13 protein-coding genes are annotated in these 13,789 nt (G+C 70.7%); 6 read left to right on the top strand and 7 right to left on the bottom strand.

From position 1 onward, the window contains the following. Window positions 1-20 precede the first annotated feature (20 nt). From ACIPTO_RS09720 to ACIPTO_RS09695, 6 genes are all read left to right on the top strand, one after another. Window positions 21-1,232 carry a pyridoxal phosphate-dependent aminotransferase gene (locus ACIPTO_RS09720; protein WP_366316025.1) on the top strand — a complete coding sequence of 404 codons (1,212 nt, stop codon included), beginning with the start codon at window positions 21-23 and terminating at the stop codon, window positions 1,230-1,232. Window positions 1,233-1,343: 111 nt separating this feature from the next. Then, the gene (locus ACIPTO_RS09715; protein WP_366316027.1) at window positions 1,344-1,748 is read left to right on the top strand and encodes a hypothetical protein; all 405 of its coding nucleotides are present in this window, start codon (window positions 1,344-1,346) and stop codon (window positions 1,746-1,748) included. 188 nt (window positions 1,749-1,936) lie between these two features. After that, a complete protein-coding gene (locus ACIPTO_RS09710; RefSeq protein WP_366316029.1) occupies window positions 1,937-3,016 on the top strand; it encodes a substrate-binding domain-containing protein in 1,080 nt (359 codons plus the stop codon). 14 nt (window positions 3,017-3,030) lie between these two features. Beyond that, entirely contained in the window at window positions 3,031-4,248 is a 1,218-nt protein-coding gene (locus ACIPTO_RS09705; protein WP_366316031.1) for a toxic anion resistance protein, read from the top strand. Next, on the top strand, window positions 4,245-5,786 hold the full coding sequence (locus ACIPTO_RS09700) for a substrate-binding domain-containing protein (RefSeq protein ID WP_401190506.1): 1,542 nt from the start codon (window positions 4,245-4,247) through the stop codon (window positions 5,784-5,786). Before ACIPTO_RS09705 ends, ACIPTO_RS09700 begins: the two co-directional genes overlap by 4 nt. Then, the gene (locus ACIPTO_RS09695) at window positions 5,773-6,384 is read left to right on the top strand and encodes a hypothetical protein (RefSeq protein WP_366316035.1); all 612 of its coding nucleotides are present in this window, start codon (window positions 5,773-5,775) and stop codon (window positions 6,382-6,384) included. Before ACIPTO_RS09700 ends, ACIPTO_RS09695 begins: the two co-directional genes overlap by 14 nt. A gap of 61 nt (window positions 6,385-6,445) precedes the next feature. Here ACIPTO_RS09695 and ACIPTO_RS09690 read toward each other — a convergent pair whose 3' ends face one another. The 7 genes from ACIPTO_RS09690 to ACIPTO_RS09660 all read right to left on the bottom strand — a co-directional run bounded on the left by ACIPTO_RS09690 (window position 6,446) and on the right by ACIPTO_RS09660 (window position 13,742). Next, on the bottom strand, window positions 6,446-7,609 hold the full coding sequence (locus ACIPTO_RS09690) for a hypothetical protein (protein WP_401190504.1): 1,164 nt from the start codon (window positions 7,607-7,609) through the stop codon (window positions 6,446-6,448). Next, the gene (locus tag ACIPTO_RS09685) at window positions 7,606-8,397 is read right to left on the bottom strand and encodes a PP2C family serine/threonine-protein phosphatase (RefSeq protein WP_401190502.1); all 792 of its coding nucleotides are present in this window, start codon (window positions 8,395-8,397) and stop codon (window positions 7,606-7,608) included. The genes ACIPTO_RS09690 and ACIPTO_RS09685 overlap by 4 nt, the downstream gene beginning before the upstream one ends. A 3-nt stretch (window positions 8,398-8,400) precedes the next feature. Next, window positions 8,401-9,162, bottom strand: a complete 762-nt coding sequence (locus ACIPTO_RS09680) for a hypothetical protein (RefSeq protein WP_366316041.1) — start codon at window positions 9,160-9,162, stop codon at window positions 8,401-8,403. Window positions 9,163-9,194: 32 nt separating this feature from the next. Further along, window positions 9,195-10,091, bottom strand: coding sequence for a hypothetical protein (locus ACIPTO_RS09675; protein WP_401190499.1), 897 nt, complete (start codon window positions 10,089-10,091; stop codon window positions 9,195-9,197). Between the two features lie 80 nt (window positions 10,092-10,171). After that, the gene (locus tag ACIPTO_RS09670; protein ID WP_366316045.1) at window positions 10,172-10,633 is read right to left on the bottom strand and encodes a hypothetical protein; all 462 of its coding nucleotides are present in this window, start codon (window positions 10,631-10,633) and stop codon (window positions 10,172-10,174) included. Continuing rightward, complete coding sequence (locus ACIPTO_RS09665) at window positions 10,620-11,603, bottom strand: serine/threonine-protein kinase (RefSeq protein ID WP_366316047.1); 984 nt, start codon at window positions 11,601-11,603, stop codon at window positions 10,620-10,622. Before ACIPTO_RS09665 ends, ACIPTO_RS09670 begins: the two co-directional genes overlap by 14 nt. A gap of 315 nt (window positions 11,604-11,918) precedes the next feature. Beyond that, a complete protein-coding gene (locus ACIPTO_RS09660) occupies window positions 11,919-13,742 on the bottom strand; it encodes a phosphoenolpyruvate carboxykinase (GTP) (RefSeq protein WP_401190496.1) in 1,824 nt (607 codons plus the stop codon). Window positions 13,743-13,789 lie beyond the last annotated feature (47 nt).

Here is a 13,789-nt window from a genome sequence, read left to right as displayed (position 1 = left end):
CGGGCCGTAAGCTCACCGACATGCAGGTGATCCAGTCGACCAAGCTCTCCAACGTCTGTTACGAGATCCGGGGCCCGGTTCTCGAGGAGGCGATGCGTCTGGAAGCGGCAGGGCACCGCATCCTCAAGCTGAACACGGGGAACCCGGCGGCGTTCGGGTTCGAGTGCCCGCCGGAGATCCTGGAGGACATCCTCCGGAACATGTCGTCGGCGCACGGGTACGGCGACGCGAAGGGCCTGCTGGCCGCCCGCCGCGCGGTCGTCATGCACAACCAGACGCTCGGCATCGAGACGGACGTGGAGCACGTCTTCATCGGCAACGGCGTCTCCGAGCTGATCGTCATGGCCATGCAGGGCCTGCTCGACGACGGCGACGAGGTCCTCGTACCGTCGCCGGACTACCCCCTGTGGACCGCCGCCGTCTCCCTCTCCGGCGGGACCGCCGTCCACTACCGCTGCGACGAGCAGTCCGACTGGATGCCCGACCTCGCCGACGTGGAGCGCAAGGTCAGCGACCGCACCAAGGCGATCGTCATCATCAACCCGAACAACCCGACCGGCGCGGTCTACGACGAGGCCATGGTCAAGGGCCTCACCGACATCGCCCGCCGCCACAACCTCCTCGTCTGCTCCGACGAGATCTACGACAAGATCCTCTACGACGGTGCCACGCACACCCCGACCGCGAAGATCGCCCCGGATCTGCTGACCCTCACGTTCAACGGGATGTCGAAGGCGTACCGGGTGGCCGGATACCGCGTCGGCTGGATGTCGATCTCCGGTCCGCGCGCGCACGCCGACTCCTACATCGAGGGTCTGACGATCCTGGCCAACATGCGGCTCTGCGCGAACATGCCGGGGCAGCACGGGGTCGTGGCCGCGCTCAGCGGGCGGCAGACCATCGACGACCTGGTGCTTCCGGGCGGCCGACTGAAGGAGCAGCGGGACGTCGCCTACGAACTGCTGACCCAGATCCCTGGGGTGACCTGCGTGAAGCCGAAGGGCGCGCTGTATCTGTTCCCACGGCTCGATCCGCAGGTCTTCAAGGTCAAGGACGACCGGCAGATGGTCCTCGACCTGCTCCGCCAGGAGAAGATCATGGTCGTCCAGGGCACCGGCTTCAACTGGCCGGAACCCGATCACTTCCGGGTGGTGACGCTGCCGTCGGTGGGGGATCTGCGGGACGCGGTGACCCGGATCGGGAACTTCCTGGACGGGTACAGCCAGCCGTAAACCTCACGGGGCCTTTTTCTCGGGTTCTTTTCGGTCAGATTTTCGGCCAACACAACTTTAGACGAGATCTAAGCTAGGATGGTTTCCTGTCTGAGCACAGGAGACCATGCCATGTACGAACCGATCCGCACGAAGTCGGTCCACAGCACGGTGGCCCGCACGCCGTCCTCCGACTTTCCGCACCGGTCGCGCGAGGAGGAGCTGGACATTCAGCTGGCCGGGCACCTCGCCGCCCTGCTCGCGGTGACCGACGAGCTGCGGGCGCTGGAGCCGTCGGCCGAGCTGGACGCGGCCGCGGAGCGGCTCGCCGGACAGCTGACGCGGCTGCGCGGAGGCGGCGCCTCCCCCAGCCGGGCAGTGGCCGCTTCCGCCACGGCGCGGTCGGACGCCCTGCACCGGCGGGCTCACGCGCTCGCCGGGCGGGCCCTGGTCGTCGCCGCCTCCCGGGCCGACACGGCCGCGGCGATCCTGTCCGCCGAGCGGATGGACGCGCACGCGGTGACCCCGGTGGCCTGAGCCGCCGCACCGCGCCGCCGTAAGGGTTCCGTCGTCGTGCGGGTGCGCGTCCGCCGCGGCCGGCCGCGCGGTTGCCCGCGCCCCCGACGGGGCGCCCCCGCGGGCCGTGTTGATCCGGGACCCCTCCGACACCTTCCGTTCATCCCTTTCCTCGGGGAATGTTGGGTTCCGCGAGCACGCTGCCCCTCGTGAGACGTATCGCTGGAATCGTCCTCGCGGTGTTGCTGATCGGCGGCGTGGTGGCAGCCGTCGTAGCGGGCCGGGACAACGGGGACAAGGGCACGGCAACGAAGACCGTGCGTGGTGTGATCGGTTCGGAGAAGGCGGACTTCTTCGCCGATCCCGATGTGGTGAAAGCCCTCGCCGCCAAGGGCTTCACCGTGCGGACGGAGACCTCCGGGTCCTGGGCCATGGAAGGCCTCGACCTCAAGGGCTACGACTTCGCCTTCCCCTCCAGTCAGGCACCGGCCGACGCGCTCGCCGCCAAGTACACGGTGCGGCAGCCGCTGCCGCGGCCCTTCTACTCGCCGCTCGTCGTGGTCGCCCACCGCAGCGCCGCCCAGGTCCTCGCGGACAACGGGCTCGCCACGCTGGACAAGGACAAGGACCGCGGCACCCTGAAGATGGCCGCCTATCTCGACGCGGCCAAGCGGAACCTGACCTGGCAGCAGCTCAAGGGGGCCGACCGGCACGGGGAGTTGACCGGCACCCTCTACATCGCGAGCACCGATCCGGAGACCTCCAACTCGGGCGCCCTGTACCTCGCCGCCGCCTCCTACGTCGCCGACGGCGGCCGGGTGGCCGCGAGCAGCGCCGACGTGGATCGCACGGCGCCGCTCATGCACCAGCTGATCAGCGTGCAGGGCGCCCAGCAGTCCAGCTCCGACGCGCCGTTCAGGGACTTCATCAGCGGCGCCGGCAATCCGCTGGTCCTCGTCTACGAGTCCCAGGTGGCCTCCCTGCTCCTCGACAAGCAGCCGGTCGGCGACCTCGTCGTGCTCTACCCGGACACCACGGCCACCAGCGACCACACCGTCGTACCGCTCACCACGGAGGGCCGCGAGCTGGGCCAACTCCTCAGCAGCGACCCGACGTTGCGCAAGCTCGCGGTACGGCACGGGTTCCGGCCGCAAGGTGACACCGCCGAGTTCGTCGCGGCCACGGCCGCCCACTCCAGCTATCTCAACCAGACGCTGACCGGCGTCCGGCAGGCGCCCGTGCCCACCTCGAAGGTGCTGCACGACATGGCGCGCCGGGCGCGCGGTTGACCGGGGGGAACCACATGAGCAGCAGTTTCAACACCAGCCAGAACAGCAGCCAGCACACCCAGAGCGGGGACGACCTCTTCACCCTCACCCCACCGGAGGCCGTCGCGCCGGTGCCGAAGGAGAAGGCCGGCGGGCTGGTGCCGGTGGATGACAGCGTCCGCACCGACATGGCGCGGAAGGCCGCCGCCTACGTCGAGGGGCTCGCCTCGCTCGACGCCCGCTCGCCCGAGTTCGCGGGCAAGGTCGGCGAGATCACCGCGCTCGGCGCCGGGGAGATGCGCACCGCCACCGCGCAGTCCAACCGCATGCTGGAGCGGACCGTGCGCAGTCTGCCGTCGAAGGGCGGGGACGCGCAGTCGCAGGTCGCCGGCTCGCTCGTCGAACTCCGGCGCGTGGTCGAGGACCTGGACCCGCGTGACCTGCCCGCCTCGAAGGGCCGCAAGTTCCTGTCCCGGCTGCCGGGCGGCAACAAGCTGCGCGACCACGTCGCCAAGTACGCCTCCGCCCAGGGCACGTTGAACAAGATCGTGGGTTCACTGCGCGGCGGACAGGACGAACTCCGGCGCGACAACGCCGCGTTGCAGACCGAGCGGGTCCGCCTCTGGGAGACCATGGGCAAGCTCCAGGAGTACGTGGTGCTCACCCAGGCCCTCGACACGGCCGTCGAGCAGCACCTCACCGGCGTCGAGGCCGCCGACCCCGGCCAGGCCGACACCCTGCGCGCGGACGTCCTCTTCCCGGTCCGGCAGAAGCACCAGGACCTGCTGACCCAGCTCGCGGTGTGCGCGCAGGGCTACTTGGCGATGGACGTCGTACGGCGCAACAACGACGAGCTGATCAAGGGCGTCGACCGGGCCGCGACCACGACCGTCTCCGCCCTGCGGATCTCCGTCATGCTCGCCTCCGCGCTCGACAACCAGCGCAAGGTCGTCGACCAGGTCAACGCCCTGCGCGGTACGACGGAGGACCTCATCCGGGGCAACGCCGAGATGCTCTCCACCCAGAGCGGCGAGATCCAGCGCATCGCGGCCGACCCGGCGGTGGGCGCGGAGACGCTCCGCACGGCCTTCCAGCAGATCTACCGCACCCTCGACGCCATCGACACCTACAAGGTCCAGGCGACCGAGGCGATGGCGGCGACCGTCGAGTCCCTGACGTCCGAACTCCAGAACGCCGGCTCGTACCTGGAGCGGAGCCGGTCGCGGAGCGCCCTGGAAGGCGGCCTCGGATGAGACGTCTGCTCGCGCTCGCCCTCGGCACGGCCGCGCTGCTGACCGGCTGCACGTCGGCGCCCGGCCACCCGAAGGCCGATCCCGACAACGCCGCCCGGCCCGGCACGCTGCGTGTCCTGGCCTCCAGTGAACTCAGCGACATGACACCGGTGTTCGACCAGGTCCGCAAGGACACCGGCATCACGATCCGCCCCACCTACATGGGCACCCTGGACGCGGTGGACCTCCTCGCCAAGGGCACGGTCGACGGCCGGTACGACGCCCTGTGGCTGTCCTCGAACGACTATCTGCGGCTCCGGCCCGACGCGGCGAAGAAGGTCGTCTCCGAGACCCCGATCATGTCCAGCCCGGTCGCGATCGGCGTCAAGAACGCCACCGTCAGCACACTCGGCTGGACGCCCGACCACGTCACCTGGTCGCAGCTCGAACAGGCCGTCCAGGACGGCAGGCTGACCTACGGCATGACCGACCCGGCCCGCTCCAACTCCGGTTTCTCCACACTGATCTCCGTCGCCTCCGCGCTCTCCGGCGCCCAGTCGGCACTCACCTCCGCGGACGTCACGAAGGCGACCCCCCGGCTGAAGGAGTTCTTCAAGGGGCAGAAGCTGACCTCGGGTTCGTCGGGCTGGCTGGCGAGCGCCTACCGTCGCCGGGGAAACGTCGACGCGCTGCTCAACTACGAGTCCGTCCTCAAGGGCATCCCGGGCCTGACCGTGATCCGCCCGAGCGACGGGGTCGTCACCGCCGACTACCCGCTGACCTCCCTCGCCTCGACGGACGCCACCACCCGCGAGAACGTCCGGCGCGTGACGGCCGACCTGCGCACGGACGCCCTGCAGAAGCTGATCACCACCCGTACGCACCGCCGCCCGGTCGTCGCCTCCGTGCCGCCCGCGTCCGGCCTCGACACCAGCCGCCGGCGTGAACTCCCCTTCCCCGGCAGCCGGTCCGTCGCCGACGGGCTCCTCGACGCGTACGAGAACACGCTGCGCCGGCCCTCACGGACCGTGTACGTGCTCGACACCTCGGGCTCGATGGACGGCGACCGGCTGTCCCGGCTGAAGAAGGCCCTGACCGATCTGACCGGCGACTTCCGGCAGCGCGAGGAGGTCACGCTGATGCCGTTCGGGTCGGCCGTGAAGAGCGTACGGACGCATGTGGTGAGCCCGGGCGATCCGCAGGCGGGGCTCGACGCCATCCGCGCGGACACCAGGGCCCTCAGCGCCGACGGCAACACCGCGATCTACACCTCGCTGGAGAAGGCGTACGAGCATCTCGGCTCCGGAGGCGACACGTTCACCTCGATCGTGCTGATGACCGACGGCGAGAACACCACCGGCGCCAAGGCCAGGGACTTCGACGCCTTCTACGGCCGGCTGCCCACCGCCCAGCGGGACATCCCCGTCTTCCCCATCCTCTTCGGCGACTCGGACAAGGCGGAGCTCCAGCACATCGCCGACCTGACCGGCGGCCGGCTCTTCGACGCCCAACAGGGCTCGCTGGACGGCGCCTTCGAGGAGATCCGTGGCTACCAGTAAGTTCCTCGGCTACCTGGAGTCCCGCAAGAACCTCACCGGCAGCGCCTGCGGGCTGGCCGGGCTGGTGCTGACGTTCGTGGGCGTGGCCGGGCCGTACTGGCCGGTCGTGGTCGTCGGTCTGTACGGCGCGGGCGCGCTGATCGCCCCGCCGGAACGGCCGCCGCTGCCCGACTTCCCGGACCCCTCCGCCCAACTGGAGGAACTCCGCGACGACTTCGAGCGGCTCGGCGGCTATCTCGCGGACGTCGAGCTGCCGCCGGCCGCCGCCGGCCGGCTCACCGAGCTGAACCAGCTCCTCGCCGGACTCCTCGATCCGCGGATCACCCACGACCTCGCGCAGGACCCGGAAGGCGTGCACATCCTGTCCCGGGCGATCCGGCAGGACGTGCCGGAGGCCGTCGACACGTTCGTGCGGACCCGCTGGTGGACCCGGCTGGCGCCGGGCACCGAGCCTCCGGAACGGCACCTGGAACGGCAGTTGACGGTGCTTCAGGAGGAGGCGCAGGGGCTGGCGGCCACCCTGCGGGAGGTCGAGGCGCGGCGCCAGGAGTCGCACACACGGTATCTGGAGGACCGGGGACGTTCACAGAACGGCTGACGGCTGACGGCTCGGGACGGGACGGGACGGATCGGCCGGATTCTCCGAACGGCACTGCCGCTCACAGCAGTTGCAGCACGATGATCAGCAGGAGGAGTGCCAGCAGGACGACGCCCACCACCTTCAGCGGGCCCATCGGCTGCTCCGGCCCCGGTGCCGCCGCCGGAGGCACCACCGGCACCGCGGGCCGTACCGGCACGTTGAACACGTCGTGGCCGGTCACCGCGGCCCGCGTGCACCACGGGCAGGTCGGGAGATGGGAACCGTAGGAGTGCAGGGGGCGTTGGCGGCAGCGCTGGACGCGGGAGCGCTCCTGGTCCAGGGCGCGCAGCCAGACCTCCGGGGTGGGGCGGGCCGACGGGGCGTGGACGCCCGCGCCGAACGCCGTGTGGGCCAGCGTCAGCAGGCCGGGCGGGAGGACCGACGGGTCGACGGTGCCGCGCGGGATGACGACCGACTCGGGGCGGACGACGTAGGAGACGCTCGCGGCGATGTTGTCCTTGACGGTGGACTCGGAGGTGCTGTCGTGCGGGACGCCGCCGAAGGGATGGTTGCCGGCCGTGAGCAGCTGGTAGATGAGCACCGCCAGCGCGAAGTTGTCGCTCTCCTCGGTGGCGGCGGCGCCGGACTGGCGTTCCGGTGAGGAGTAGTCGGTGGTGTGCATCAGGCAGGGGAACGGCTCGCCGGTGACCGGGTCGGTGAAGGCGATGGAGTCGCAGTCGAGGAAGGTGACGAAGCCGTTGGCGTCGACGACGACGTTGCTGCTGGAGAAGTCGCCGATGACGAGCCGGTCGTGGTGCATGCGGGCGGTCATGAAGGCGAGGTTCCAGGCGACGCCGAGGAGGAAGCGCCAGTCGGCGCGGTCACCGAACAGGCGCAGACGCTGGGCGCGGGTGAACAGGCCCACCAGCTGGACGTGTCGGGGTTCGCCGAAGCGGCGCATGGCGTAGCCGAGGAAGGTGTCGTCGGGGCCGCGGGCGATGGCGGTGGGCCAGGCGAGTTCGGGGGGCTGGCTGGCGTCGGTGGGGCGGGCGGCCAGCGGGGACATGGTGAGCATGCGAGCGAGGCGGCGCTCCAGGTCGGGGCCGGGGCGGTCGCGGTAGAGCTTGACGACGACCGTGTCGTCGCCCTCGACGGGGAAGACGGCGGCCTGTCCGCCGCCCTTGAGCGGGAGTTCGGCCAGCGTGACGGGCTTGCCGTCCAGGAAGACCGTGCGGCCGGTCACGGGGTCACCTCGCGCACGGCCCGCAGCAGGGTCTTGTCGTCGGCGTTGAGGCTGGTCAGCCGGTCCGACCGGAGGAGGGCGGCGAGGCTCTCGTGCGCTTTGTCGGTGACCGGTCCCGGGGTGTCGAGGGAGCTCAGCACCGCTTCCACGAACGAGGTGTTGGGCTGCGGCGGGCCGCCGCCGGAGAGCGAGAGGGCGGCCTGCGCGAGGCCGTCGGTGGACAGCAGGACGCCGTCGACACGCGGGTCCGCCACGCAGTCGGTGCGCAGCCGGCGGGGTGCGTCGGGCGAGGTGAGGAAGACGGTCTCGTTGCTGTACTCGCTGACGGCGGGCGGCTGCGGGAGCAGATGGAACTGCCGCTCCCCGTCCTCCGTTCCGGCGCGGACGACGACGAAGCCGTCGCCGACGCTGAGATGCCCGAGCCAGCCGGGGGTGAGGACGACGACGGTGAGGGTGGTGGCGTAGTCGGGGGCCGTGCTGCCGTAGGTGTCCAGGAAGATCTTGGACACGTCGTCGAAGGCCTCCGCGAGCAGGTCGTGGACCTCCTGCCCCGGCGGGCAGCCGGTCGCGGCGGCGGCCCGACGGCGGAAGTGCTCGGCCGCCAGCTCGACGGCGTGCAGCGCCCCCTGGTCGGAGTGCGGGCGGCTGCCCGCGCCGTCCGCGACCGCGAGGACGGACACGTTCGCCGAGGTCGTGTAGGTGCAGGCGTCCTGGCAGGGCGTGCCGGTGCGGCGGTGCCGGTAGCCCTCGACGCTCAGGCCGTGGACGCGCCAGGGCGAGTCGGCCACCGCTCAGCTCTCCCAGGCCGGGCGCTGGGTCTTGAACTGGCTGAAGATCTTCTCGAAGACCTCGTCGCCCGCGCCCTTCTGCTCGGCGTTCGCGCTGGCCGACATCATCTGGAGCAGTTCGCGGAACGGGAAGCCCTGGATGCGCGCGTTGAAGGTGGGCGCGAAGGCCCGGAGCACCTGCTCGCCCCGGTCGGTGATGGCGCCGACGCCGATCGCGTACAGCCGGAAGCGGCGGGCCTGTTGCTCGTCGGCGAGGACGGGCAGCAGGCGGTGCCAGGAGTCGGTCAGGTGGCCGGTGGCGTCGGTGGGGAGGCCGTCGGTGACCAGGCAGATCTGCGGGCGGTAGTACTGGAGCCCGGAGGCGCGCAGCTCCGCCTTGCGGGCGGCGACGACATGCATGGCCAGCTCCAGGGCCTCCGTCATCAGAGTGACCCCGGACGCGGTGAACCGGGGTGCCTGGAAGGCGTGCGCGGGTACGAAGGGGCTCACCGGGGCGCGGGGGTCGAGGAGCTGGGGTCCGCGCCAGGCGCCGACGCCCCGGCCGCCGAAGGTGATCACGGCGACCTCGACGCTGTAGCTGAGGGAGACGTCGTCGTGGAGTTCCCTGGTCCACTCGGCGAGCGCGTCGTTGAGGGTCTGGATCGGCGGGCCCGCCATGGAACTCGACGTGTCCAGGCACAGGACGAGGGGCAGCCGCTGCGCGTTGTTCTCGAACTCGATGTCGGCGTACTCGGCCGGCATCGTGGGCGGGTATTCGCTGTGCATGGCGTCTCCTGGTCGGCCGGACGGTACGGGGTTCACGAGGTGCCGCGCGCGTGGTGCCGGGCGGCGGGCGGGAAGGCGTACAGGACGTCGGAGTCGGGTTCGCGGGCGTCGGTGACCTCGACGCAGGTGCCGGGCACGGGCGGTGTGCGGTCGGGTTCGGCCCACACCGCGCGGTACAGGACGTGGTCGAGTTCGACGTAGCCCTGCGGGTGAAGTGCGGTACGGACCACGGCTGTTCGGGACGGTCCGGGGCGGGGGCCGACCCGGCGGCCGTGGGCGGCCGGGGCCGGTGCGGGTGGTACGGGGCGCAGTCGGGCGGTGGTCTCGGCGGGCTCCTCCTCGGAGTGGGCCGCCAGGGCGGGGGTGCGGGAGCGGCGGACGGCCAGGAAGAGGGCCAGCAGCAGGAGCAGCAGGACGGCGGTCAGGGCGAGGAGCAGCAGGCGGGTGCGGTCGGGGGACGTGTGGCCGCCGATCTCGGTGACGCCCAGCTTCCTGTCGAGGAGTTGGCCGCCGGTGAGCGAGGACTTGGTGAGCGCCTTGCACAAGTCGCTCGTGCAGGGGCCGAGTTGATGCTGTGTCGTGGCGTCGAGGCGGTCGATCCTGGCGTCGCGGTCGACGAGCGGATGGCCGGCCAGCACGATGAGCGCGGTGCCGCCCTGGCCGGTGTGGACGCCGGCCGGTACCCGCACCCGGAGGTTTTTGGTGTCCCGGCGGACCTCGGCCTGGTCGACCGTGCGGCCGGTGTCGAGGCCCAGCGGCTTGTCCAGCGTGACCGTGACCGTGGCCCCGTCGTCCAGCGCGTCCTGCCAACAGCCCAGTTTCGTGGGAAAGTTCGGACCGCAGTCCGGACCGGCCGCGGTCACCGGCCCGGCCGGAATCACCGCGATCAGCAAGCCGAACAGCACGGCAGTGAAGAACGTACGTCTCATGACGACCCCCCGTTGGCGCCCATAGTGGAGCCAACAGGCGGGTGGCCGAAAGGGGTTGACTGAGAATGCTCAATTCACTTCTACAGCTGGAAAACCTGATGGCAACGGGTGAACATCTGTCGCGCCCGTTCCACCCAATCACTGGCCAGGACATCGAAATCGGCCTGGGAGATCCGGCAGGTCAGCGGGAGGTCGCAGACGCCGGCGAGACAGGGCCGGGGCCCGCGGACGTCCCACACGGAGAGCATGGGATTCAGCTGTTCGGTGTTCCACGCGTTGGATGCGGCGGCGGCGATCGCCAATTGATCCTTGCGCAGAGAATGACCGTCGGTGACAAAGGCGACAAGGAGTCTTTTCGTGGTCATGAAACGCACGGTGAGCGTGCGCCCCGACGTCTCTAGATCGAATTGCAGCGAGACGGAATCGGCGTCGCTCTCGACGTGGTAATTCCGCCGGGCACCCCAGGTGTGCGTCAACTGCCGCCAGGACGAGGCGATGTCGTAGTCCCGGCCGGGCGGGAGGGAGGCCTCAGGCGTCGCCACGGACCACCGCCCGCGTGACCATGTCGTCGGTGAGGCCCGCGTCCAGCAGGGCCCGCGCGTGCAGCAGCAGACAGGACGGCACCGGCAGACTCGTGCCGCCCCCACGCCGGGCCGCGAGCTCACCGCGGCGGACCTCGATCGTGCGGGCCACGGCGGGCGGCGGCCAGCTCGCGGGGCGCTGTCGCGCCAGCAACTCGTCCAGCAGCGCGGCCAGTCGGGGCCGGTCCTCGGGCCGCTTGGCCAGGCACCGCGCGAGCAGCGGCCGTATCCCCGGTGGTACGCCGTCCAGTTCGGGCGGCCGGTGCACGACCCGCAGGCTCACCGCCTCGCCCGTGCCGAACGGCGGGCGGCCGGTCAGCGCGTACACGAGGACGCCGCCGAGGGAGAACACATCGCTGGGCGGGCCGATCCGACCGGCCGTCATCTGTTCCGGCGACATGAAGGGCGGGGTGCCGACCACGATCCCGGCCCGGGTGAGGCTCGGGGCGCCCTCGACGCGGGAGATGCCGAAGTCGATGACGCGGGGGCCGTCGGAGGCGAGCAGCACGTTGGCCGGTTTGAGGTCGCGGTGGACCAGGTTGGCCGCGTGGATCGCCTGGAGGGCCTCGACGAGGAACGCGCCGAGCCTGCGGACCTGCGCCTCGGGCAGCGGGCCGTCCGATCCGACGGCCTCGGCGAGGGAGGGACCGGGCACGTACATCGTGGCCAGCCAGGGCAGTTCGGCCTCGGTGTCGGCGTCGACGACGGCCGCGGTGTAGGCGCCGCTGACCAGCCGGGCGGCGGCGACCTCGCGGGCGAACCGCTCGCGGAACTCGCGCTCGGCCGCCAGTTCGGGCCGGACCACCTTGACCGCCACCTCGCGGCCGGCCGGTGAGCGGCCGAGGTACACCCAGCCCATCCCGCCGGACCCGAGCCGCCCGGCGATCCGGTACGGCCCCACGCTCAGGGGATCGCTGACCGGAGTGCGCACCCCGCTCACCTCACTTCGGGGTTCGTTGCAGGTTGTCCCGAGTGTCCCCCGAAATCCCGTCTTGGGCAGGGGAGATGCGTGAAATGGGAGTCGGGACCACGCCGTGGGGCCGCGCCGCGGCACGGGCAACGGGCAGGGCCCCGCACGCCGTTGTGCGGGGCCCTGCCCGTTGTGCAGCACCGCGGCCGGCCTGTGACGACATTGCTGGTCAGGGCAGGATCGGCGGCCGGCCGCGGAGTTCTCGGGCGCTAGGTCGTGTCCGCAAAGTCCTGTCTGCCGCGCTCCGGGCGAACGACAGGACTTTACGGACACGACCTAGCCCAGGCGCTTCACCAGCGCGTGGTACTCGTCCCACAGTTCCTTCGGGGTGTGGTCGCCGAAGGTGTTGAGGTGGTCGGGGACCAGGGCGGCCTCCTCGCGCCACACGTCCTTGTCGACGGTGAGCAGGAAGTCCAGGTCGGACTCGGAGAGGTCCAGGCCCTCGGTGTCGAGGGCGCCCTTGGCCGGCAGCACGCCGATCGGGGTCTCGACGCCCTCGGCGCGGCCGTCGAGGCGGTCCACGATCCACTTCAGGACCCGGCTGTTCTCACCGAAGCCCGGCCACACGAACTTGCCCGCGTCGTTCTTGCGGAACCAGTTCACGTAGTAGATCTTCGGCAGGGTCGCCTGGTCGCGGCCCTTGGCCACATCGACCCAGTGGCCCATGTAGTCCCCCATGTTGTAGCCGCAGAACGGCAGCATGGCGAACGGGTCGCGGCGCAGCTCGCCGACCTTGCCCTCGGCCGCGGCGGTCTTCTCGGAGGCCACGTTGGCGCCCAGGAAGACGCCGTGGTTCCAGTCGAAGGACTCCGTCACCAGCGGGACGGCCGAGGCGCGCCGGCCGCCGAAGAGGATCGCCGAGATCGGCACGCCCCTGGGGTCCTCCCACTCGGGCGCGATGATCGGGCACTGCGAAGCGGGCACCGTGAAGCGGGCGTTGGGGTGCGCGGCGGGCGAACCGGACTCCGGCGTCCAGGAGTTGCCCTTCCAGTCCGTGAGGTGGGCCGGGGTCTCCTCCGTCATGCCCTCCCACCAGATGTCGTTGTCGTCGGTCAGCGCCACGTTGGTGAAGACGGAGTTGCCCCACAGCGTCTTCATCGCGTTGGCGTTGGTGTGCTCACCGGTACCGGGCGCGACGCCGAAGAAACCGGCCTCGGGGTTGATCGCGTAGAGCCGGCCGTCCTCGCCGAACCGCATCCAGGCGATGTCGTCACCGATGGTCTCGACGGTCCAGCCGGAGACGGTGGGCTCCAGCATCGCGAGGTTCGTCTTGCCGCAGGCGCTCGGGAAGGCGGCGGCCACGTACTTCGACTCGCCCTGCGGCGGGGTGAGTTTGAGGATCAGCATGTGCTCGGCGAGCCAGCCCTCGTCCCGCGCCATCACGGAGGCGATGCGCAGGGCGTAGCACTTCTTGCCGAGCAGCGCGTTGCCGCCGTAGCCGGAGCCGTAGGACCAGATCTCGCGGGACTCGGGGAAGTGCGAGATGTACTTGGTGGAGTTGCACGGCCACGGCACGTCCGCCTCGCCCTCGGCCAGCGGCGCTCCGAGCGTGTGCACAGCACGCACGAAGAATCCGTCGGTACCGAGTTCGTCGAGGACGGGCTGTCCCATGCGGGTCATGGTGCGCATGGAGACGGCGACGTAGGCGGAGTCGGTGATCTCGACGCCGATCGCGGAGAGGTCCGAACCGAGGGGGCCCATGCAGAACGGGACGACGTACATCGTCCGGCCCTTCATGGAGCCACGGAAGATGCCCTTGTCTCCCGTGAAGATGTCCCGCATCTCGGCGGGGGCCTTCCAGTGGTTGGTGGGGCCAGCGTCCTGCTCGCGCTCGGAGCAGATGAACGTCCTGTCCTCGACCCGGGCGACATCGGTCGGGTCGGAGGCGGCGTAGTACGAGTTGGGGCGCTTGATCGGGTCGAGCTTCTTGAAGGTGCCCTTTCGGACGAGCTCCTCGCTGAGCCGCTCGTACTCCGCTTCGGATCCGTCACACCAGACCACACTGTCCGGCTGGGTCATTTCTGCGATCTCGTTGACCCACGAGATCAATTCCTTGTGCTGGGTGGGGATGACGGGGGGAGCCGCGATGTCGCGCGCCACGATTGCTCCTATGATGAGGGATTTTGTCCTTGTTGCCCCGTGGGGGC

The organism is Streptomyces sp. NPDC090083 (genome assembly GCF_044747445.1).
Lineage (GTDB): Bacteria > Actinomycetota > Actinomycetes > Streptomycetales > Streptomycetaceae > Streptomyces.
Note: the sequence above shows the minus strand (reverse complement) of the source record. Positions and strands in the feature narration are given on the sequence as shown.